The sequence below is a fragment of the Sporolactobacillus sp. Y61 genome (genome assembly GCF_040529185.1).
Taxonomy (GTDB): Bacteria; Bacillota; Bacilli; order Bacillales; family Sporolactobacillaceae; genus Sporolactobacillus.
This window is the reverse complement of the sequence record NZ_CP159510.1, coordinates 2,279,793-2,302,377: the sequence shown is the minus strand read 5'-3', so window position 1 is coordinate 2,302,377 and position 22,585 is coordinate 2,279,793. Positions and strand designations below refer to the sequence as shown.

General features: G+C 46.7%; 18 protein-coding genes and 1 pseudogene. 2 read left to right on the top strand and 17 right to left on the bottom strand.

The window, feature by feature from the left end:
* Positions 1–28: 28 nt before the first annotated feature.
* The 4 genes and pseudogenes from gpsB to ABNN70_RS10845 all read right to left on the bottom strand — a co-directional run bounded on the left by gpsB (position 29) and on the right by ABNN70_RS10845 (position 4,745).
* Positions 29–343: a cell division regulator GpsB gene (gene gpsB / locus ABNN70_RS10860; protein WP_129929069.1), complete on the bottom strand. Its 315-nt coding sequence runs from the start codon at positions 341–343 to the stop codon at positions 29–31.
* A 58-nt stretch (positions 344–401) separates the two neighbouring features.
* Positions 402–956: a DUF1273 domain-containing protein gene (locus tag ABNN70_RS10855; protein ID WP_353947790.1), complete on the bottom strand. Its 555-nt coding sequence runs from the start codon at positions 954–956 to the stop codon at positions 402–404.
* A gap of 235 nt (positions 957–1,191) precedes the next feature.
* The gene (locus ABNN70_RS10850; RefSeq protein ID WP_353947789.1) at positions 1,192–2,484 is read right to left on the bottom strand and encodes a ribonuclease H-like domain-containing protein; all 1,293 of its coding nucleotides are present in this window, start codon (positions 2,482–2,484) and stop codon (positions 1,192–1,194) included.
* Positions 2,485–2,487: 3 nt separating this feature from the next.
* Positions 2,488–4,745 (bottom strand): annotated as a pseudogene (locus tag ABNN70_RS10845) (DEAD/DEAH box helicase).
* Positions 4,746–4,903: 158 nt separating this feature from the next.
* Here ABNN70_RS10845 and ABNN70_RS10840 point away from each other — a divergent pair.
* Positions 4,904–5,635 carry a Sir2 family NAD-dependent protein deacetylase gene (locus ABNN70_RS10840; RefSeq protein ID WP_353947788.1) on the top strand — a complete coding sequence of 244 codons (732 nt, stop codon included), beginning with the start codon at positions 4,904–4,906 and terminating at the stop codon, positions 5,633–5,635.
* Between the two features lie 10 nt (positions 5,636–5,645).
* Here the strand turns inward: ABNN70_RS10840 and ABNN70_RS10835 are convergent, their stop codons facing one another.
* The 13 genes from ABNN70_RS10835 to ABNN70_RS10775 form a co-directional block, all read right to left on the bottom strand.
* Entirely contained in the window at positions 5,646–6,305 is a 660-nt protein-coding gene (locus ABNN70_RS10835; RefSeq protein WP_353947787.1) for an HAD family hydrolase, read from the bottom strand.
* A 60-nt stretch (positions 6,306–6,365) separates the two neighbouring features.
* Positions 6,366–8,225, bottom strand: a complete 1,860-nt coding sequence (locus ABNN70_RS10830) for a thioredoxin domain-containing protein (RefSeq protein ID WP_353947786.1) — start codon at positions 8,223–8,225, stop codon at positions 6,366–6,368.
* A 35-nt stretch (positions 8,226–8,260) separates the two neighbouring features.
* Positions 8,261–8,425, bottom strand: a complete 165-nt coding sequence (locus ABNN70_RS10825; RefSeq protein WP_206184287.1) for a DUF255 domain-containing protein — start codon at positions 8,423–8,425, stop codon at positions 8,261–8,263.
* A gap of 516 nt (positions 8,426–8,941) precedes the next feature.
* Positions 8,942–9,154, bottom strand: a complete 213-nt coding sequence (locus ABNN70_RS10820; protein ID WP_240697269.1) for a hypothetical protein — start codon at positions 9,152–9,154, stop codon at positions 8,942–8,944.
* Positions 9,155–9,266: 112 nt separating this feature from the next.
* On the bottom strand, positions 9,267–10,382 hold the full coding sequence (gene menC, locus ABNN70_RS10815) for an o-succinylbenzoate synthase (protein WP_353947785.1): 1,116 nt from the start codon (positions 10,380–10,382) through the stop codon (positions 9,267–9,269).
* Entirely contained in the window at positions 10,382–11,212 is an 831-nt protein-coding gene (gene menH / locus ABNN70_RS10810; protein ID WP_353947784.1) for a 2-succinyl-6-hydroxy-2,4-cyclohexadiene-1-carboxylate synthase, read from the bottom strand. Before menH ends, menC begins: the two co-directional genes overlap by 1 nt.
* Before the next feature lie 4 nt (positions 11,213–11,216).
* Positions 11,217–12,953, bottom strand: coding sequence for a 2-succinyl-5-enolpyruvyl-6-hydroxy-3-cyclohexene-1-carboxylic-acid synthase (menD, locus tag ABNN70_RS10805; protein WP_353947783.1), 1,737 nt, complete (start codon positions 12,951–12,953; stop codon positions 11,217–11,219).
* The gene (locus ABNN70_RS10800; RefSeq protein WP_353947782.1) at positions 12,940–14,343 is read right to left on the bottom strand and encodes an isochorismate synthase; all 1,404 of its coding nucleotides are present in this window, start codon (positions 14,341–14,343) and stop codon (positions 12,940–12,942) included. Before ABNN70_RS10800 ends, menD begins: the two co-directional genes overlap by 14 nt.
* A gap of 384 nt (positions 14,344–14,727) precedes the next feature.
* Entirely contained in the window at positions 14,728–16,701 is a 1,974-nt protein-coding gene (locus ABNN70_RS10795) for an acyltransferase family protein (RefSeq protein ID WP_353947781.1), read from the bottom strand.
* Positions 16,702–16,983: 282 nt separating this feature from the next.
* Positions 16,984–18,045, bottom strand: coding sequence for a histidinol-phosphate transaminase (gene hisC, locus ABNN70_RS10790; RefSeq protein ID WP_353947780.1), 1,062 nt, complete (start codon positions 18,043–18,045; stop codon positions 16,984–16,986).
* Between the two features lie 60 nt (positions 18,046–18,105).
* Positions 18,106–19,368: an MFS transporter gene (locus tag ABNN70_RS10785; RefSeq protein WP_353947779.1), complete on the bottom strand. Its 1,263-nt coding sequence runs from the start codon at positions 19,366–19,368 to the stop codon at positions 18,106–18,108.
* Between the two features lie 85 nt (positions 19,369–19,453).
* Complete coding sequence (locus tag ABNN70_RS10780; RefSeq protein ID WP_129929529.1) at positions 19,454–20,008, bottom strand: helix-turn-helix domain-containing protein; 555 nt, start codon at positions 20,006–20,008, stop codon at positions 19,454–19,456.
* A 103-nt stretch (positions 20,009–20,111) separates the two neighbouring features.
* The gene (locus tag ABNN70_RS10775; RefSeq protein ID WP_165364281.1) at positions 20,112–20,894 is read right to left on the bottom strand and encodes an alpha/beta hydrolase; all 783 of its coding nucleotides are present in this window, start codon (positions 20,892–20,894) and stop codon (positions 20,112–20,114) included.
* A 223-nt stretch (positions 20,895–21,117) separates the two neighbouring features.
* On the opposite strand from ABNN70_RS10775, the gene hpaB reads away from it, so the two are divergent.
* Positions 21,118–22,557: a 4-hydroxyphenylacetate 3-monooxygenase, oxygenase component gene (gene hpaB, locus ABNN70_RS10770; protein ID WP_353947778.1), complete on the top strand. Its 1,440-nt coding sequence runs from the start codon at positions 21,118–21,120 to the stop codon at positions 22,555–22,557.
* Positions 22,558–22,585: the final 28 nt, after the last annotated feature.

The window sequence follows — 22,585 nt, the reverse complement described above, 5'->3', positions numbered from 1 at the left end:
AAAGAATCAACCCTTATTTGCTGATTCATTATTCTCCCAGTTTGCTGCCGAAAACATGCTTCTCCAGATTGGACAGCCGCTTGAGTATATCGTAATTCGTCTGTCCCTGGTTTTCCAGAAAAGACCGGTTTTTTGATTCCTCACTTCCTGTCACAAGTTCATTTCGTAATCGTTTGTTTTCCTCTCGAAGGCGTAAAATTTCAGCATTAAATACATCATAGTCATTAATTACAAGATCAAGAAACTGATCCACTTCTTCCTGCTGATAACCATGGAAACTGGTTTTAAATTCTTTATGCAGAATATCATTCTTTGTCAGTCTGACTGTCTTCTGTTCCGCCATGTCATTCACCTCGGCTCGGATCTTTCTTTATTCTTTCAAATTTACCCTTCCTTGTCAATCACGACTGAGACCAGTAATCCGGATTTTGCTGCTGCATATCCACTGATGCATCTTCCAGATCAAAACGGTTTATCATTTGAACAGGATAGGATGACGTTCGTCTCTTCCTTCGCGCAGCCTCAAGATAATAACGAGGCGATCCGGGTGTTTCTTCATCATAAACCATAAGCATTCCGTCTGTTTTGTCAACAAGAAACTGGTTTTTCTGCCGCAGCTGCCAGGGGTGTTCATAGTGGCGTTCACTGATTGCCCGTGTAAAATCAGCTTTGCTTAACACCCTTTCATAGAGTCCCTTCATCCATTCTGCATAATGTTCGCTCTGATTAAGAAAGGGAGCCAGAACCGCCAGTCTGATGCCAGGATACTCTTCTTTTAACGCCAGGCAGGTTTCACCTGCCCATAATTCCATCCCGGCCTGACCGCTGATCACAAACCAGTCAGCACCTTCTTCAACGAGGTTCCTCATATGGGTCTTCAGGCAATAACGAAGAACCGAAATACCCGGATGATCTTCACTGTGAATTCCCAGCTCAGTAGCCTTATAGCCCGTCACCAGTATGGCTTTATGATCTGCTTTCGTACAATCATCCCCTCCGTTGAAGGTGATAATAAACTGTTTCTTTTCGCTAATGTGCCGATCATTCCCGGAAATACAGCGTGCCCCTGCCAGGTCCCCGATCTTTCTGCAGACTGTTTTTGTCGAATGACGTCGAAAACTTGAAAAAGCTGTTGTGAAAGCCGCAGTTTTTGCCGAGAACAGGCTGATTTTGCGCTTGCCCGGGCAATAATTACCGAACCATTTCCCGTAAAACTTTTTCGTCCAGTCGATTGATCCGGCGAAGATAGTTATCCATTTTTTGTTCAGCCCCGCGAACTGAACCTGAGGCTATTTTACTTTTCAGAAGACGAATAGCCTGCTGTGTATAATCAAGTGCTCCATGGTAATCCTTAAACTGGTGTTCCATCAGCTTGGCTGCATCAATATAGACGGAGTCATCCGGATCCATGCCCTGATGAATAGCAGACGTCAATAATTGCAGGGCCTGAGCATAGCGCCCTTCTTTTTTGTAGAGCCGTGCAAGGTGCACCTTCGCCCTTTCGCCTGTCTGTGTCTGTAAATGAATGAGCGGGCGGAAAAGATGGATCGCCCGAACACGTTCACCCAGCTGTTCAAACCAGCGCGCTTCCTGATACTGTTCATCCGTACTGGAAGAAATCATGCCGAGAACTTTCCCGGAAAGATGGATATAAAGCGAAATAAGTGTCAAAACATCTTCTCTGTTATGTTCCATAATACCTGCGATGAGCGAAGCGTCAGGATGTTTGAGAAACTGAAAGTACAGAAAGGGCGCCATCTTCCCGGGCACATCCTGGGCTCTGCCCATAGACAGAACTTCTCGCTCAATCGTCTGAAGCCGGACCGTATCAAGCTTACTCTTCCACAGACGGCGGGATGCGTGAAGAAGGTCGAAATGCCCGAAGGCGGGGAGGCGTGGAACCTGATCCCGGACGAAGCGATGCCTCGTTTTGACCCTGGGCCAGTCAAAGGCTTTACCATTAAACGTAACCAGATTTTTCAGTGAACGGCAGTCACTCAAAAACGCATAATAAAACGCGGCTTCATGTCCCGGCCCTGGGAGAAAGTACTGCTTCAGAATCACTTCTTCCTCAGTTACCCGGGCGAGTCCGATCAGAAAAATCATTTGACCGGTACCCGAAGCAAGCCCCGTTGTTTCGGTATCAAAGAAGAGCAGATCTTCAGCCTTAAGACCTTTAGCTGAAAGCGGATGAATACCTGGTCCGGATTGCCAGGAGGAAACAGACTGGAAGAGGTCCCGGGGCTTCCAGGGCCCCAGTTGCGTATCCAGACTGAGCCGTTCTGTGTGAACCAGCGTAAATTCCTGGTCCAGATAACGCACATCGGCATTCAGATCTTTCGCTGCACGAAAAACTTCCGCTTCCCCTTCAGCGGAGTCAGAAGCCTCATGGACAGAAGCAGCCTTTTTCTCCGGCTTCTCCGGAATATGCTGCGCTTGTCTGAGCTGTTCCTTATAGAGCTGCAGTTTTTGCTTTAATGACAAGGTTTATCGGTCCCCCAAAAGTCGAAGTAAGGCACTTTTAACTGCTTTTCCTTCACTGACCAGCCCGATGCATGACGGACAGCCGGTCTGGCAGTGACATGTTGCAGTCATCTCTCTGGCTTTTTCCAGAAGCTCAGGCATTGCCTCATACAGCTTTCTGCTCAGGCCGATTCCACCCGGATATTTATCATATATAAAAATCACAGGGCTCCCTGTTTGGGGTGCTTTAATTTTTGGAACAACCGACAGGTCAGCCTGGTCGCACATGACATAAAGAGGAGCCGCATGGCGAAGCAGATGGCTCAGGCCTACAAGAACCCCCTGAAAAACATCTTTTCCAAACCGGTCAATCCAGATCTCAGGAAAACTGATCCAGACCGCGGAGGTATGCATTTCCATCTCCGGAAGATGAATATGCCCCCAGCCGATATTTTCCATCGTCTCAAAGCGAATCTTCTTGAATACCGTCGGTAAAGCGCGGACCGATACATCTCCGTAATGTTTTTCAGCTCCGCATACGGGAACCTGCCCGTTTTCATCCGTATCGAGTACATCCAGCTGCACCGCCAGGTCTGAATCGGTATAATAATTGACATGAACACGTCTGATATATGCCTTCCGTTCCTCAAGATCCAGCTGATCCACATGATACTGCATGCCCTGATGGATATATATCGCATCTTCGTAAAGCATGGTCATAGCGCCGAATCGATCCATTTCACCGATCACTTTAGCATGCCCTCTGTCGGTGATATCGACAATCGCAAAAGAATCCTGCACAGCGGATCTGAGACTGATTTCCGTTGCAGGAAAAGCATCATTCATCCAGTACCATTTTCCCGACTGATAATGGAGGACATCTTCATCTGCCAGAAATGTGCATAATTCATCTGCCGGCTGATCGCCAAATCGTTCACCCTTCTTAAAGGGGAGTTCGTATGCGGAACATTTGATATGATCAGCAAGAATCATCAGGTTGTCCGGATTAATACGGACATCCTCCGGTTTTCTGGCAAAAAAATCATCCGGATGATTAACCATATACTGATCCAGCGGATTAGATGAGGCAACCATGATGATGATGGCATCATCAGTACGTCGTCCTGCTCTGCCCGCCTGCTGCAGAACACTTGCCATATTGCCCGGATAGCCTGTCATGATACAAACCTGAAGCTGCCCGATATCAACGCCAAGCTCAAGCGCATTCGTACTGACCACACCCATGATGTCTCCGTCTCTGAGTCCCTTTTCAATCCGCCGTCTTTCCAGAGGCAGATAGCCGCCTCTGTAAGCACAGATTCTGGCGCGCTGATTTCGGCCGCTGTTTATCTCCTGAAGATGGCTGGCAAGCAGTTCCACTTTCAGTCTGCTTGGTGCAAAAATGATCGTCTGTAATTCGTTCTTCAGAAAACGGCTGTCGAGCTGCTTAACGGCCATCATTTCATCTTCGCGAATATTCAGTTGTTTATTTACGACAGGCGGATTGTAAAAAAGAAAGTGTTTTCTAACTGACGGAGCTCCATTTTTATCAATCAGAACCATTTTTCGCCCTGTCAGTGCCTGCGCATGTTCCCGTGGATTGGCAATGGTCGCCGATGTACAGATGAACTGCGGATGACTCCCGTAAAAACGGCAGATTCGTTCCAGACGTCGGATAACATTCGCAACATGGCTTCCGAAAACGCCCCGGTAAACATGCAATTCATCAATAACAACATATTTCAGATTTTCGAAAAGCGAAAACCATTTCGTGTGATGAGGAAGGATCGAGGAGTGAAGCATATCCGGATTCGTCATCACAATTTGTCCGGCACGGCGGATCTTCTGCCGGACACCCCGGCGGTATCTCCGTCGTATGTATAACTCTTGACGGGTTCGCCAATTTCATTTATCAGTTTTTCCATCTCGTTTTTCTGATCCTGAGCGAGCGCTTTAGTCGGGAAAAAATACAGTGCCCGGCTGGATGGATCATCAAGTACCGATTGAAGAACCGGCAGATTATAACAAAGTGTTTTACCTGAAGCTGTCGGTGTGACCAGCACCACGTCCTTGCCGCTGAGCACCGTCTCAAATGCTTCTGCCTGATGCGTATAAAGTGAAGTGATCCCACGTTCAACAAGCGCCCGGCGCAGTCTCCAGTCCATGTGTTCCGGAAACGGGCACGAAATGGCTGCTCTTCCGGGAACGGTATGCCAGTGCACAACATTTGGATCTTTTTTCAGTGCATTTGCCAGATCGGCTATGGACTGCCGCACATCCATTCTGATCACCTCTGAAAACAATATTTATCAGAATTTGTCCGCCTCAGACTCTCTTGCTCTGTATTATACCATATCGAATAGGTGTTCGCCATAAAAAACCGCCATCCCGCACTCGTATGATATATAATTAACTGAGAAGAAGAAAAAAGGTGACTGAAATGAAATCTATAAATCAACTTCTTGAAAAAGACAGGAATATTGTGGTTCTGACCGGTGCCGGTGTCAGCGTGCCTTCAGGGATTCCCCCCTTCCGTGGACCTGACGGACTTTATCAGAATAACGATGTTGAGCGTTTTCTTACCATGAACTATTACCTGCATCAGCCTGAAAAATTCTGGAATTTCTACTGGAACCTTTTCGATGCCGATCTTTTGCTGACGTCGAACCCGAATAATGTGCACAGATGGATTCAAAAGCTCGAGGATAAACACAACGTTACAGTCATTACACAGAATATTGACGGCCTTCATGTCAGGGCAGGAAGCAGTCATGTTATAGAAATCCATGGCTCATTCACACAGACCGTCTGCCCGTCCTGCGGTACGGTCTACGCAACAGGAAATATTCGCAATCAAAAAGTGCCACATTGCTCCGCCCGGAATGAAAAGGGTGGAACCTGCGGACACATTCTGAAACCGGATATCGTGTTGTTTGGTGAAGCTGTCTACGGTTTTAACGAGGCTGAAGCTGCGTTGAATCATGCAGACCGACTGCTTATTCTCGGTACTTCACTCGGCGTCGCTCCCGCTAACATGATCCCTTACTATGCGAAAAAGAAGGGCGTACCCACCCTGCTCGTCAATGATCGTCCGGCGATTCAAATGGACTGTGTTGACCGTTATATACAAGCTGACTTCAGACATTTTGACCCGGATCAACCGACAGTATGATCATGATCCATCAGGCTTTTGACCGATTCTTATCCAGAAGGTTTAAAAAGTCATCAACTTTCTTCCAGATAAAATCCGGACCGGCAGGAAACTCATGCGACTGGGATACCGGCAGCCATTGTACTGCCGCTGTATGGATTCCGGCCGACTTACCGGCCATTATATCCGTATTACTGTCACCAATATATATTGAAGACTCAGGATTTGCATCAAATTTTTCCAATGTCTTTCTGACCCCGGTCGGATCCGGCTTCGGAATGTCAACATCATCACCTGTGACAACACTCTGAAACAAGCCCTTAAATCCGAGTGCTTTTTCGGAAATCTGAAAGGTACGCCTGCTTTTACCGGTAATGACGCCTGTCTGAATGTCCTGCCTGTGTAATTCATGAAGGAGCCGAACAATATTCGGATTTTCGCCTGCGAGGCGGTCATGTTCTTTTTCATATATCCGGTAGTACAAATCAATTGCGTCATGCACATTTTCCTGATGCTGAAAATTATTTCGGATCATTCCTTCTTCCGGTGGTCCGAACATCGCGACGATTCCGTCATCACCAACGGTCCGCCCGTCATATTTTCTGAAAACTTCCTGCATGCCATAAATGGTCAAAGGCAGTGTATTTGCCAGTGTCCCATCAAAATCAAACAGTACTGTTTTAAATTCCATCTATATGCCTCCATTGCCATTTACTCAATGACTTAATGGTATCATATCTGATCGTTTGAGTCATACATGTAACTGAGCGAGCAGGTCGCTCAATTTGGTGACCGGCAAATGGCAGGCAAACTGTTCACAGTAGAAATAAGTCGTCCTGTCGCTTATGGTTGAATAAATATCCAGATTATGATTAAAGTCAGTGAGCTGCTGAAGATCCCCTGAAAATACAGTCAATTCGGGAAGAAAGGATTCGAAAAGACGGTCCAATGCCTTTCTGGTGTCTTCACCTTTGTTCCCCTGCAGGACAATCAGTTCTTTCGGACCTGACACCTGATAGATCAAAGCAGACAGCATAGACGTATAACCGGCCGGGTAAGTGGATATTTCGTCTGAGAACGAGGTAAAAACCTGTTGTGCTAACTTTTCATAATGATCTGACCCCGTACGTTCTGCAAGTTTGAGCAGCACCCATACGGCTGCACTGTTCCCTGAAGGAATGGCACTGTCTACGGCTTCCTCCGGCTGAAGCACCAGCTGTTCAGCTTCGGTTGAAGCCATCCTGAAAGCTCTCCCCGCGTGATCAAAAAACAGACGGATCATCTGATCTGCGAGCTCTTTCATGTCAGACAAGTAACCGGCATGGAAAGTAGCTTCATATAGTGCCTCACACGAAAGAGCTAAAAAAGCATAATCATCCAGATAGGCAGAAAATTTGGCTTCGCCCTCGCGAAATCTGGCAAAGAGTTTACCTTCGTTCATCAGTTTTATTTTGATAAAACGGTACACGGTTTCCGCCATGTTGACATAATGTTTTTTATGTAATGTCTTTCCGGCATATGCCAGGGCCACGATCATCAATGCATTCCATGAAGTCAGCATTTTATCATCCTTACCTGGATGAACCCGCTGGTTCCTCGCTTTCAGCAAAATTTCCTTTGCATGCTTAAATTGCTCTGACAACACATCCGGATTTTGACCTGTTCGTGTCCGATTAACCCCGATCCTGTTCGGAATATTTCTGCCCGCAAAATTACCTGCCGATGTGATTCGGTATGCCTCACAGAATGCCTCCCCCTCCTGTTTCCCAAGGAGTGAAAGAATTTCTGTCTTACTCCAGAGATAGTATTTTCCTTCCTCTCCTTCAGAATCTGCATCTTCAGCGCAGAAAAACCCACCTTCAGTGCTAAGCAGCTCGCGTTCACAATATGAAAAAATATCTTCAATGGTTTGTTTATAAGCCTCGTCCTTCGTGACCTGATAAGCTTCTGTATAGGCAAGGGCCAGCATCGCCTGATCATAAAGCATTTTCTCGAAATGTGGAATCAACCATTGTTCATCCGTTGAATAACGGGCAAAGCCCCCACCTATATGATCATGAATTCCGCCCTCAGCCATCCCGTCAAGCGTCTTCTTCACCATCTCTGTTGCATGACTGTTCCCCGTCCATTTCGCATAGCGTAATAGAAACATCAGCTGATGTGGTGCAGGAAATTTTGGTGCTCTCCCGAATCCGCCACAGACCTTGTCGAAGCTTTGTGACAGGTTTTGAAAGGCCTGATGAATTGTCTCTTCCTGCAACGTGGACTGACTTTTTGTTCTCTGAGACAGAGCAGTGACAATTTCCGTACCCATTTCTGCCATTTTCTCATGATTCCTGTTGTATTGTTCTTTGAGTGAGAGTAACACATCTTTAAAGCCCGGGCGACCATAAGCGCTCTTCTTCGGGAAATAGGTACCGGCGTAAAACGGTTTTTGATCAGGCGTCAGAAAAACATTCAGCGGCCAGCCTCCCTGACCAGTCAATGCCTGGCACACTTTCATATAAACTGCATCAATATCCGGTCTCTCTTCCCGATCAACTTTGACTGAGATATAATTATTGTTCAAAAGATCGGCAGTTTCCTCATCTTCAAAGGATTCAGCTGCCATAACATGACACCAGTGACAAGTCGATTTGGCACACCCTACGAATAGCCTATACTGACCAATATTGGCTTATTTTCCTTTTTTGCTTTTCTAAATGCCCTATGTGACCACTCCATCCAATTGACTGGATTATGCGCATGTTGAAGTAAATATGGTGACTTTGAATGGATTAGTTCATTAGTGTATTTGTGCTGATGTGGCATATGGATTACTCCTCTGCAAATTAAATTTGATAGTGAATTCTTCCTCAGTTTTCTCGCCCAAACAACAGATTTCATAATACTGTGATATAGTTTGTTCCGTTTGGTATAAGACAATTCATTATTCTTAATTTGATTCAAAAAACTGTCACGTATAAGGAGCTTATCTTTACGATCAGTATTTTGGGCTTTACTAAATCATGGTTTAATAATGGCCAGTTATATTTCGAATTGAAACGATCAGTCATAGAGCACCTTCCTTAAGAAAAACCCATATGCGGCGTCCTCCGACAAGATGGGGATGAAAAATACAATCAGCAGGGATCTTACTGCCCGTTAATGAGGGATTAAGCGGGATACACCAACATTCTGAAGCAATGGAAGAACAGCGATTATTCAAAACTTCAATCAGACAGAAATGACTTAAGCTGCAAAAATAAAACCGTCGATACTTTGTCGGCGGTCTTTTGTTTCCAGACGGCAGTCAGGATCCTTCCCCGGAAATAAGTCCCTTCCAGGTTAATCCTTTTTGTGTGAACGTTTAAAGAACAGATCGTTCATTAAAAACCGACTTTGCTTAATCGGCACTTCATACATTTTTTCCCATCTTTCGGCAATCTCCTCGGGGTCACTGTCCATCAATTTCTTCCTGTCTTTTTCGCTCAGATTATGAACTGCTTTCTTCAGATCAGACAGACTTTCTGATTCATGCACATGTTTATCTGAGTTCATGTAATCCCCTTCTCCTGAGTATGGTTTTCACTATTATCTTACTTCATCCCGGCGCTCCTGTCATAAAATACATTCGATTTTTTCCATTTTTAAAAGGGTATGTATCATACGTTCAGATTGCATCCTTCTTTATGATCAACTGTTTCAGCGTCAGTTTACGCAGCACTTCATCGTTCATATCTACCCCTGTCCCTGGTTTGTCTGAAACAGATATATAACCGTTTTTCACCTGTATTTCTGGTTCAATGATATCCTGTTTCCAGTATCGTGATGAGGAAAAAAGATCCCCCGGCAGCGTAAAACCTGGAAGCGAAGCGAGCGCCACGCTGTGAGCCCTTCCTATTCCAAATTCAATCATCCCGCCGCACCAGACCGGAACGCCATGCTGCCTGCACAGGTCATGGATCTTTACGGCTTCCGACCAGCCGCCGACACGGGCCATTTTAATATTGACGACCCGGCAACTGTTCAGGGCAAGGGCCGCCCTGCAGGCAGCGAAACTGTCAATACTTTCATCCAGACAAATCGGGGTTTTTATTTCTTGCTGCAGCCTGGCATGATCTACCAGATCGCGCCAGGCGAAAGGCTGCTCAATCATTTGCAGATGGAATTCATCCATTTTTTTCAGATGATCAAGATCTTTCAGGGAATAGGCAGAGTTAGCGTCTGCCATCAGTTCAGCCTTTGGAAAATGGTGTCGCAGAGCAACAAGCATCTGCAGATCATTTTCACGAGAGATTTTTATTTTGTAGCGTTTATAACCCGCTGCGGAAAGGCGCTCAATCTGTCGGGCGGCTCTAGATGGATCTGCCTCAGCGATTACCGCTCCGGCTTCTACCCTTTTTCGCGTCGCACCAAACAAGTGACTGATCGAAACCTCTTTTTCCCTGGCATAAAGATCCCACAGTGCCTGGCTCAGTCCGGACCTTGCCATCTGATTACCACGGACTCGCTTTGAGAGTCTTTCCGCCTCTATTGGCGTTGTTAGTCTATGCTTTAGAATAAGCGGAATCAGAAAATCCTTCAGCGCGTGCCAGCACGTGGTTATTGTTTCTTCTGTATACCAGGGACTGGTAAACGGATCAGCTTCACCCCATCCGACTGCCCCGTCAGAATCACGGATTTCAATGATAATGGCCTGTCGTTTGCCAACCTTCTCGAGATGGGTGATAAACGGCGTGTTCAATGGCGACTCGATTAAATGCAATGTCACGCTTGACAGATTCATTATTGCCTCTCACTGCCCTCTTCTGTCCAAATCAGAAAATGCCGGACGATATCGATGTAGGCACAACGCTTTTCCAGATGCACATTATGCCCGGCTCCTGTCACAGGAATCCATTCAGAATGGGGCAGGAGCTGGTCCATTTTGCGGGCTATCCTGCAGAATTTTTCATCCAGACGTCCCGTGATCAGAAGTACAGGCATCTCTGCATGGGGCAGGTCGTCCCACCAGGATGGCTGTTGGCCGGTTCCCATCCCTCTCAGGCTGTTCGCCAGTCCTTTTTCCCGGTTAGCCAGACGTCTGCGCCTGACTTTTTTCCTGACCTCATCAGGCAAATTTTCCTGGCTCCTGAAAAGCGGGATGATCTCCCATTGATCAACAAACCGGCGAATCCCTTGTTGCTCCAGTGCAGCTGCCAGCCGGTTATCATGTGCCCTCCTGCTCACCCTTTCCTGCTCCGTACGCAGCCCGGGAGACGCACTTTCAAGAATCAGTGCATGAACGCGTTCCGGATGACGTGCCGCAAAACTGAGGGCAAGCCTTCCACCCATGGAGTATCCCAGCACAACAGCCTGGCTGATCTTCAGGTGATTCATGATTGCATCAAGATCTTCTGAGACCTCATCCATGGCATACCTGGCAGGCTGATCCGGCGCTTCTGTCGTACCATGTCCGATAATATCAACCCGTATCAAGCGAAAGTGGTCTGATAAGCGGGGGATAAGAAAGTCCCAGGCATGAAGACTTCCCGTAAAACCATGGAGGAGAACAACAGGTGAACCCTTCCCGGTATCTTCAATATGATAAACAACATCTCGAATGATCCATTTCACAGATTTAATCCCACCTTAATTGAGCAAGACGATCATGTACACGTGCATGCATCCGCTGATGATCACGGACGTTTTCAGAGCGGTCTGCCGGTACCTCGATAATCGTTACACCCTTACGTGTCATCGAATCAGCAAAAGCCTTTTCAAAAGTCGGCATATCCGAGGCTTTTTTATAATGCGCACCATAAAGATGGGCGGCATGGGCAAAGTCCATTCCATGCGGCGTACCGAACAGGCGTTCAAAGTACTCCGGACGTGTCGCCTGCGGAAGAAATGAAAAGATTCCGCCTCCATCATTATTGATCAGAATAATCGTCAGGTCGGCTTTGTTCTGTTTCGCTGCAAGAAGACCGTTCATATCATGAAAAAAGCTCAAATCACCGATCAAAAGTACGGTGCGCTTCAAGACCAGGCTGACACCGACAGCTGTAGACACAACGCCGTCAATCCCGTTTGCCCCGCGGTTGGCAAATAACCGGACATCGCGATCACTCGTAAACAGGAATGTATCGAGCTCACGAATGGGCATACTGTTTCCGGAAAAAAGAGAGGCCCCCGATGGAACCAGCCTGTTAAGTAGTCTGGCAAATACATTCATCTCAGTCAGTGAATCATCCTGCATATATTCCGAGTTAACGAATTTCGCAGTCTCATTTATCGCTTCCCAGTGCTTCAGCCAGTTTGTATCTTCTTTTCCGTCAAGGCGATTACTGAGTGCACTGCAGAACCATGTTTCATCGCAATAAATCATATGAGTAGCAAGTTGATCGGGATCACGCCAGCGCTGCCCGCTGTCGATCACCAGACAGGCTGCTTCCTGTCGTTTCAGCCAAAGTTTCAGCCCCTTTGAAACAGGTACGGCTCCGAACCGAATGATCAGATCCGGACAGAGGGCAGATGCTGCCTTTTCATCACGTAAAAAAGTATCGTAGCAGTCCACAACGTGCCGCACAAGAGGCGCCCCGCAGCGCAGTTGAGAAAGCGGATCCGCAAGAATCGGAAAGCCCAGTCTTTCGGAGAACGAAGAAATGGCCTTTCTGAACCCCGTCGACTCCACCTCGCCGCAGATGATAACCCCACGTTTTGCACGCCCGATCAGCTGTACGTAATCGTTAAGCTCATGCTCCGGCAGTACGGGTTCTCCGGGACTCACGTGTACGGTTCTGTCTTCCGCCTGAAAATCCTTCAGTGATCCCCTGGCGGGAAGCAGCGGCTGACGCAGCGGTACATTCAAATGTACCGGACCGCGCGGACGCCTCATGGCTGTTGCTATGGCACGGGTACAGAGTCTTCGCGTATGATCCAGCAGACTCAGATCCTGTTCAGGGATTTCAATCTCATCAAATCGCTTGACATGGCTGCCATACATGTTCACCTGGTCAATGGTCTGAGGTGCTCCGGCGTCCTGCAGTTCATGTGGTCTGTCGGCCGTCAGGACAACGAGCGGAACCCTTGCATAATAAGCTTCAATGATGGCCGGATAATAATTTGCCGTGGCCGTTCCCGATGTACACAACAGAGCGACAGGCCTTCGCCTGGCTTTTGCCATACCAAGGGCAAGAAAAGCCGCAGAACGTTCGTCTATATCAAGGTACATGTGGATCTCCCGGTATTCAGCAAATAGCAGAGCAAGCGGTGTAGAGCGGGAACCCGGACTGATCACCACGTCGCTTATCCCATTTTTTATACAGGAATGAATAACCGACCGGAGATAGGCGGTCATGATTTTAGCATGTTCCAAAAGAAGACACCCCCAGTCCACTCATCATAGGTCTGAATTTCATCTGTGTCTCCCGGTATTCCGTTTCAGGTACCGAGTCTTTCACGATCCCGCATCCGGCATAAAGGATCGCCTTCTTCGGTTTGACCAGCCCGGAGCGGATACCTACAGCAAACTCCCCGTTACCTTCTGCGTCACACCAGCCTATTGGCGATCCGTACAGCCCTCTCCTCTCCGTTTCATTTTCCCGGATCCACTGAACAGCTGCCGTTCTCGGTAAACCGCCCAATGCCGGGGTAGGATGAAGACGGGAGACAAGGTCAAAGAGGGAGACGTCTCTTCTGCATCTCCCACATGCCGGGGTGTACAGATGCTGAACATCCCGGTTCTTCAGCAAAATCGGTTTTTCCGGAATAGCAACGCTGCTGCACAGATTCTGAAATACCTCTCTGATCATCGAGACGACATACTGATGCTCCTTCCTGTTTTTCTGATCATGGAGAAGTTTTCTCCCAAGTTCCCTGTCTTCTTCCGCATTTTTCCCGCGTGCAGCAGAACCGGCCAGACAGGTAGAATACAGCTTATCCCCCTTCTTCCGTATCAGGCGTTCAGGCGTTGCTCCGATAAAATAATCCTGGCCGGATTCCTGACAGAAAATATAGTTCCCGCACTGCTCTTTTCTAAGCCTGTTCAATACCCGTTCTGATTTCGGCTTTTGATCATAATGCAGTTGAACGGTTCTTGCCAGAACAACTTTATCAATAGAGCCGGTCATTATATTCTGCAGCGCCTTATTGACCATGAATGACCAGACGGCCATATCCTGTTTCTCGATGTGATCCGGATAGAACGGCCCGGAAGAAGGTGAATTGCTCGCCTTTTTCCTGAGAAGATCAGCCGCCAGACGTTCCTTTTCTGTAAGCACAGCGTCCGGAGAACTGGATTTCGGGCAACAGACGTTTAGTGTAAGATATGAACATCCCTCAACGACAGTAAGTAAAAATTCGGGCAAATAGAAGCAACCGTTTCCAAACGCCTGCCATAAATTCATCCCGTTGTCTTCGCTTTCAAAAGAAAATCCGCCAAACAGAACCGGCCCGGTCGCTTCAATTCCTGTCACTCCGATCCTGTTCACCCCTGAGACAATATCGGACCAGTTATCTCTTATCCTCTGAAATCTCTGCGCTTCACCGGTTATATGTATGTTTTCCACAAATCCTAATCCTGCCATGATCAGTTGTCCGGAAGGATTCTCCCAGTAAAAGCGCTTCCCCTGGAACATCCCTTCACCCGACTGGTAAAAGGCGATCGGATCTGCCGATTGTATTTTTCTCGTCAGACTGACAAGCCGACTGTCGTCATTTCCTGGCTGCCGGATCACCTGTGCGTGGTCTGCCACTTGCGAAACCAAAAAACCACCTGCTATCTGTAAAATATGAACACTTCATGTCTTTTTAACGATAACGCTGTAACAAAAGACTTGTCAAAATCTTTGTTCGCCCTGATCACTTCTGATTCAGAGTCCCTTCAATGATGCACTCACCCTGCATGTGATATCAGTATTTTCCCGCAGAAACCCGGACGCCATCTCAATGAGAATTTCCAAGTTTAAAACTACTGCAGAATAACAGGCAGATAATCTTCTGATATAAAGAACCCTTAATTTATCGGCGTTTTAATTGGATGATTGCATGTTTGCAGAGTATTTCCTTCTCAAGAATCGCGTGTCTCTGTTTTTTGTGGCATCATTTACGGACTTCTGGCGGGATATCTGCTTTTTCAGGGATTACCTCTTTTAACGCTGACTGGATTTAACCGTCCGTAACAGCATATTGGCATACACTGCTGATCCAGTCTCGTTCAAATGAATGGTATCCGGTGCGAAATACTCAGGATGGCCGGCGCTTTCTTTGTACCAGTCGGCCAGCCGGACGTTATCAAAAACCCCGGCACTCTTACGCATGGTCTGGTTGACCTCACCCTCCCACGGTCTGGGTACACGGGTGGTTGTCAGAATAACCCGGGTTTTGGGGTCAATGGTTTCCATTAAATCATGCATTTGATTCATGGTGACCGGACCATTCGTTCCCAATTCTATAATCACGACCTGACCCGTTTTTTTCTGACTATTTAATGATTGGACAATCGATTTTGCTTCTGTGAACTGCCGCCCGACTTTTGCCTGTATCTCAATCTTTTTGAAGCGTTCTTCCAGATAAGGCTTAATGTCAAGCATCAGCGAATCCCCTATGGCTGTTACCCTTTGGCCTGATTCTTCCTCCAATTTGCGACCAGAAGCATGACCTGAATCACTGGAACGGGGCGTTTCACCGCGGGCGACTTGTGATTGACCCTTTGATTCTGATGAATCTCCATTTTTATAAGGCTGCTCACTTTTCTCCTGATGTTCCTCTGCCGGTACATGCTTCTGCACAGAAATCGCCGACTCCCCGCTTCCGGCAGGCACGTTCCCGGAAGCCGCAGTTATACGCGTCTGTGACCAGGCAATTATACAGGATAAAGACAGAAACAGGAGAGACAGAGTCAGAGCTGTCGTACGCAGGCGTACACGACGTGGCTTTTTTAAAAAGTGGCTCTGAAACCATCTGCCGACCAAACCGGATCGAAAAGGATTCTCAATTAATTGCAGCGATAAAGTTGATACAATAATCACCAGGGCCGTTTCAACAAAGAAACGCGCAAAGCGTGGCATACCTGAATCAAAGTTATTCATTGATAGCATGATAATCGGAAACTGCCAGAGATACATCCCATAGGATCGAATGCCGATCCAGCGCAGGGGTTTCATCCCAAGAAATTTTCCCAGCCACGTAGACGGATGGGCACATGCGGCAATAACAGCAGCAGACGCCAGAGAGAGAAGGAACATACCGCCCTGATAGATAAAACGGTCATATTCATTAGAAGTCATCATCAGGATAAGGATCAGTATGAAAGCCAGAACGCCTGCCAGATCAAGAAAGCGGATCGGCCATTTACGACCGGAATCGGTTAATTTTCTGCCTGACCACACCATAGCCAGTGCCGAACCGATAAGTATAGAGAAAGCCCGCGTGTCCGTACCATAATAAATTCGGCTTGGATCCGTACCCGGCTGATAGAGAAACGCCATCAAAACAGCAGAAAACAGGGCCATGAAGACGGTAATCACAAAAAGGTGACGCCTGATCTTTTTAAATTTCAAAACAATAATCAAAAATAATGGCCAGATCAGATAAAATTGTTCTTCAACGGCCAGTGACCAGAAATGAGTCAGCAATGACGGGTTACTAAAGCTGTCAAAATAAGATACATTATAAAATATATACCACCAGTTGCTGACATAGAAGATGGCTGCGACGGCATCCTTCCGGAAGTGAGCGATCAGATCCGGACGAAAAAGAATCAGCCAGATAAATAAAACAAACAGTACAAAAAATAGCGCAGGAAGCAGTCTTCTGGCCCGTCTTAGCCAGAACGTTTTTAAACTGATCCGTCCGTTTTTCTCCCATTCATTCAAAAGTATATCTGTGATCAGATATCCCGATAACACGAAAAAAATACTGACACCGAGCAATCCGCCACTTGCCCACGGAAAACCAAAATGATAAAAGATCACAGCAAATACAGCAATCGCCCGCAAACCATCAAGTCCGGGCATGTATCTTCTTTTATGTTTCGTCACGTCTTTCGAATTTGAAACATTATGTATGGCGTCCTGCATAACCTTTTTTTTCGGCTGGCCAGTCCGTTTATTCCATTGCCTCATCTGTTTATCAAGCCTCTCTGATGTCATTTACATCATCTGATTGGACTTTGCCGGGTTTCCAGGTGGAACATCAGATCCGTATAGTTCAATCACCGATTGATCCATCAGGATGAAAACACAATTCGGCTGTTCCTCTATCTGACCGGAACAGCCCGTCCTGATCTATTTATACTTCTGTAACAAAAATAAGACACTGACGTTCTATCCGTCAATGTCACTAATTCCCAAATCATACACGATCCTCTTGTTGTTATGAAAAAGTTATAAAAATGAAAGAAACAGTTAATGATTCAGAAGCTTCTTCATTGCAGCAATCAATTGATTCATTTCATTATCGGTACCGATTGTGACACGCAGATAATTCGAAATGCGTGGCTGGTGGAAGTATCGAACAAGTATCCCCTTCTGCTTTAATTTATTAAACAATTGCTCTGCTTCATAATCCGGATGCGTGATAAAAATAAAATTCGACTCAGACGGAATGATCTGAAAGCCAAGTTCCCGCAAACTTCTTTCCGCTTGCTCCCGGGTAGTGATGACGCGTTCAGCCATATGACGGGAATATGACAGGTCTTCTACAGCCGCCCGGGCACCGGTGAGCGCCAGCCTGTCTATCGTATAAGAGTTAATCGAATTTTTCAGCCGATTGAGTCCGTCAATCAATTCAGGGGATCCAAAGGCAAACCCGACACGGATTCCGGCAAGTGCGCAGAACTTGGAAAGGGTTTGAACAACAAGCAGATTCGGGTACTCTTTAACTAAAGGCACAACGGAAGTACCACCAAAATTAACATAAGCCTCATCGATAATCACGACACGGTCAGGATCAGCCTCAAGGATTTTCCGAATCGATTCCGTCGTGATCCCGCGCCCGGTCGGTGCATTCGGATTCGGAATGACAACCCCGCCGCCTGGCCGGCAAAAGTCCTGAACCGGAATCCGGAACGCCTCATCAAGAGGAATAATCTCAGGACGCAAGGCGCAAAGATCGGCATATACTTTATAGAAACTGTAAGTAATATCTGCAAACATCACCGGTTTTTCAGGAGAAAAAAAGCTCATAAAACTGAAAGCCAGAACTTCGTCCGATCCATTTCCGATAAACACATGGGCAGGAGATAAATGATAATGATCAGCAAGTGCTGCCCGCAGCTGTTCCGCCTCAGGATCAGGATAAAGGCGCAGACGGTCGTCGGTCGCTTCTTTAATGGCACGAACCACTTTTGGAGACGGTGGATAGGGATTTTCATTAGTATTCAGTTTTACATATTTTTTATCTTTTGGCTGTTCCCCCGGAACGTAAGGTTCCAGACGCTGTACACGTTCATTCCAGTACTTGCTCATAATACACCTCGTTGTTTACCCGGCAAAACCTGAAAAAATTTTTTCACAAAACTGATTATATCATATTCCCCGTGACGATGTGACGCTTTTCTTTTCAGCCTGGATGGTAATCAGTCGTTTGTATCCCGCTGTCAGGCACATTCCGAATGAAACAGCTCCCATCAGAAGGCCGGCAAAAATAGTCACGGGTATCACGCCAAGCGGTACGGACAGAGCGCCTCCTGCCAGTATCCCGATCACACAGCCCAGGAAGGAAAACATCTGCAGGATTCCGGCAGCACGCCCTCTGAAAGCAGGAGGCGTCACCAGGAGAAAAAGAGAGCTGACGGGAATGTTCAGACACGAGTTGAGCAGGCCCAGGCCGATAACCCAAACAGATAAGGCATAAAGACCTGTCACCGGATAAATCAGTGAAACACCATAGATCAAAGCCATCCACAATCCAAGAACGACTCCTGAACTGACAATAAATTGTCCCGGACGGATCCGTTTAATCAGAAGGGGACCGACAAGAGATCCGGTTATTGCTCCGAAGCCGGTAAAAGCCTCAAGCAGGCCATATTCAAAACCATTGACGCCAAAAACCTGAAGTTCAATCGCTATAGACGTGGCATTAAACACACCCGCAGCAAGCATCAGCACAAAAACAATGACAATGAGAAACTGTAATTCCGATAATGTTGCTACCTCCTTCAGGCCGCAGGCAATCGATTGAAGGAGACTTTCCTTCTCTCTGCCTTCATTTGAGATACCATCAATTTGGGCAAATCGTGATGATACAAAAATCAGAAACGCTGAAATGAAAAAGGTTACGGCATCGATTATAAGAATATCTCCGCCCGGTATCAGAAGCAGCAATACACCAGCTAATGGAGGTCCGATCAGATCTGTTGCCTGGCCAACTCCCTGAGACAGCCCGATGGCATCTGGTATTTTATCCTTAGCAACAATTTCAGAGATAAAAGCTGTTTTTGCCGGACTGAAAAATGCAGCACCTGTCCCCTGAAGAAAAATCAGGAGGAGAAGCACCTGTGGCTGATCCAGAAACAGGGTCATCGCAATAACCGTCAGTAACTGAAAATATTCACTCCCCATCATGACAGCGAATTTCGGCAGCCGGTCGGCAATTGTTCCGGCAAACAGACCAATAAGTATCATCGGGGTCATCTGAGCAAGCAGAACAAGACTGATCATCAGCGGACTTTTTGCACTTGACCCAATCATAAACATGAGAACCGTTAGCGTCAGCGCGTTTCCGAAACGCGTGGTCAGTGTCGATAACCAGAGCATCAGATAAGCTCTATTATGAAGAAGCAAATCCATCATATTTTCATCCCTTCACATTAAAATATATGTACGTACAAATATTTTTGTACGTACGGCAAAAAATTATTCTGTACCTTCCCATCTATTCCATAGGAAACATGGTCAGATTCAGATAGCATTCTTCAACAGGTTCATCTGTTCTTCGTTTACTGGCCCGTTTAAGTAACTGGTAGATATCCATCAGTTTATCCGCCACGGCTCTCTTCTCCTCTTTTGTCAGCCTGACTGTATACGGAATCTGAATCATTTCATGCTTTCTGAGCTTCGCTTCAGTCAGTTTCTGACGCAGTTCCTCAAGTGATAGAAATGCACTCTCTTTTATTGCATCATCCAGTTGAGATACATCCTCTCCATTGAGCAAAGAAGCCATTTTCTCAAGGGAAAATGTTTCGGCGACAGGGAGATAAAACTTTTGCTGTATTCCGTTTTTCAGCTCGGTCCGTACGACTTCGACTAATCCGACCCGTTCAAGTTCGGTCAGGTGATAGCGAATCTTGGATGGGGCCATCTGAAATTCGTCTGCCAGCATCTTCCCCGTTTTTTCCTTTCCATTGAAAGACCAGAGGATCTTTACTCTGAGCGGATCACTCAATACTCTAAGCTGCTCCAGATCCTGAATATAATAAATGTTCTCCATATCAGCCATCCCGACTTATTAACGTACAATTAATTTTGTACGTTTGATAAAATAAATATACCTTTTCGCAAGTGTCGTGTCAAGGAGGCGTAAATCAACAAGCTCACTTACCCGGCCGATCTTTAATAAACCGGTCAACCAGCCGATTGAACACATCATACTGACGCATCGGTAACTGATGAAAGGCATGGTCAATATAGACGATTTCAGCACAACTGAGGGATGCAAAATATTTTTTATGCTTGCTGACGAAGCGGTCGCGTGTTCCATAAAGCACCAGAAGCGGTAACGATTGAAGACTCGGAAGCTGATCGACCGCATTAAAACATCTGCCCGCTCGATATAAATCCAGTACGGCCTGATACTCTGCCTTCATTGCATAGTGAAACAAATACTCCCGATCACTCTTCTTCACCTGGTGACTGAAGGCGAGCAGCAGACTTAATAGACGTTTTTGCTTCAGAATCATCAATAGCACTCCGGCCTGATATTCCCCGGAAAGAAGCAGCGAATCGACAGTTGGGTACCCGCCGGACAGAATCAGAGCACGTACGTCATCTCTGTAGTTACAGGCATACGCCAGAGCAATCAGTCCTCCATTAGAGTATCCGACAATGACCGGATCGGAAATATGCAGCGCCGTAATCAGTAATCGTAAATCACGGACATTTTCCGAAATAACGGTGTCATACCCTCTTGAAAAGCGATAACTGCTGCGTCCATGTCCGCGAAGGTCGTATAAGATGATCTGATAGTCACAGGCGAGTACTTTCTGGTAATGAAAAACAACATGCCCCATAAGCGGTGGATGTACGAAAACAATCGGCTGTCCCTCACCATACTTTTCATAATAAATGCGAATTCCATCAGCCTGTACGAATGGCATAAAATCCTCCGGCAAATAAAGTGAGACTCTCTTATAAGTATACCCATTCCCCATTGATGAACACTTCCGGTCCGGAAATTTCTGTGCTGAGACAAAACACAAATTCATAATCTCTGTTATGGGGAGAAAAGCACGGTGGATCCTCGCCTCTGGTCTGGGATCGAGTCAGAGTGGGACTCACACGATAAGCCATAAAGTGAAAAAAGACAGGTGGGAGCAAAAAGTGACTTGCATCAACGGGAAAACATATATCAGGCGCATTGATGCGCTTCACAATCAGGTCTGGATCAACGGGGAAAAAGTCCTGGGTAATCTTTCTGAACACCCGGCATTTTCAGGAGTCATGAAAAGCCAGGCCAGACTGTATGATATGCAGTTTGAAAAAGCCTGTAAAAATATCTTGACTTTTTGTCCTGAAGGAAGCAGTAACCGGGCAGGCACCTCTTATCTGGAACCAAAGACAAAGAAAGATCTGGCAAAACGCAGGAAGTCGTTCCAGATCTGGGCGAAGGAAAGCGCAGGAATGATGGGGCGTTCACCGGATTATATGAATACGGTCGTCATGACTTTCGCCGCGTGCGCCGAATTATTCGGTAAAAAGAAATACAGTGATAATATGCGTCGTTTCTATAACTATTGTATGGAACAGGATATTTCACTGACGCACACCTTTATTCAGCCCCAGGTTAACCGGGCATCCGTTTACTTTGAAAGCAGTGAGGAACCGATTGCTGCACGGGTGATTGGCTCAAACGGCGAAGGAATCATCATTCACGGCGCAAGGCTTCTCGCGACGCAGGGCGGCATGACGGATGAACTGCTTGTCTTTCCGACAGGCGCATTCCACTTTGATGAAGCCTGTGCCTACGCGTTCTCGATCCCTTCAAACACGCCCGGTCTGAAATTTATCTGTCGCACGCCATTTTCAGGCGGGAACAGTCCGTACGATCATCCGCTCAGTTCTCGATTTGATGAGCCTGACGCTATTGTGATTTTTGATCATGTGACCGTCCCCTGGGATAGAGTTTTTCTGAATGGAAATGTCGAGATTGCAAGCCGTCTTTATACGGACAGTGGTTTTCTGCCACAGCAGGTCCATCAGGTTACTTCACGGAATATTGTGAAAACGGAATTCATTCTTGGTGTTATTCAATCACTTGTCGATGCCATTCATATTGCAGAATACCACCATGTACAGGAAAAAGTGACGGAAGTGATCACCGCCCTTGAGATCCTGAAGGCCCTGTTAAGTGCTTCTGAAATTCATGCCGCTCCTGATCAATGGGGGACAATGACTCCGGACCGGGCCCCGCTGATGACGGCCATGCTTTACTTTCCGCGCATTTATCCCCGGCTGACAGAGATTGTGCAGCTGATTGGAGCAAGCGGACTCGTCTCCATTCCGGCCGAACGGGATTTCTCATCCTCAAACAACGAGGATCTGACCCGATATCTTCAGGCATCAGATCGTAACGGATTTGATAAAGTCCGTTTGTTTCGTCTGGCCTGGGATCTGTCGATGAGCAGTTTTGCGGGAAGACAGATGCTGTATGAGCGTTACTTTTTCGGTGATCCGGTCAGACTTGCTTCCGGTATGTACCGGGATTACGATCGAAAAAAATACGTTTCCTGGATTGAATCATTTCTGAAGCCGAAAGATTAGACCGGGCAGGTTGAGTCTGAAGCCAGCC

Excerpts from the sequence above, each read along its gene's own strand:
- ABNN70_RS10785 (WP_353947779.1), bottom strand. The coding sequence starts at position 19,368 with ATGGATTTGCTTCTTCATAATAGAGCTTATCTGATGCTCTGGTTATCG.
- ABNN70_RS10830 (WP_353947786.1), bottom strand. The coding sequence starts at position 8,225 with ATGGCAGCTGAATCCTTTGAAGATGAGGAAACTGCCGATCTTTTGAAC.
- ABNN70_RS10840 (WP_353947788.1), top strand. The coding sequence starts at position 4,904 with ATGAAATCTATAAATCAACTTCTTGAAAAAGACAGGAATATTGTGGTT.
- ABNN70_RS10780 (WP_129929529.1), bottom strand. The coding sequence starts at position 20,008 with ATGGAGAACATTTATTATATTCAGGATCTGGAGCAGCTTAGAGTATTG.
- hisC (WP_353947780.1), bottom strand. The coding sequence starts at position 18,045 with ATGAGCAAGTACTGGAATGAACGTGTACAGCGTCTGGAACCTTACGTT.
- ABNN70_RS10820 (WP_240697269.1), bottom strand. The coding sequence starts at position 9,154 with ATGAACTCAGATAAACATGTGCATGAATCAGAAAGTCTGTCTGATCTG.
- ABNN70_RS10775 (WP_165364281.1), bottom strand. The coding sequence starts at position 20,894 with ATGCCATTCGTACAGGCTGATGGAATTCGCATTTATTATGAAAAGTAT.
- ABNN70_RS10835 (WP_353947787.1), bottom strand. The coding sequence starts at position 6,305 with ATGGAATTTAAAACAGTACTGTTTGATTTTGATGGGACACTGGCAAAT.
- ABNN70_RS10825 (WP_206184287.1), bottom strand. The coding sequence starts at position 8,425 with ATGCCACATCAGCACAAATACACTAATGAACTAATCCATTCAAAGTCA.
- ABNN70_RS10795 (WP_353947781.1), bottom strand. The coding sequence starts at position 16,701 with ATGAGGCAATGGAATAAACGGACTGGCCAGCCGAAAAAAAAGGTTATG.
- menC (WP_353947785.1), bottom strand. The coding sequence starts at position 10,382 with ATGAATCTGTCAAGCGTGACATTGCATTTAATCGAGTCGCCATTGAAC.
- gpsB (WP_129929069.1), bottom strand. The coding sequence starts at position 343 with ATGGCGGAACAGAAGACAGTCAGACTGACAAAGAATGATATTCTGCAT.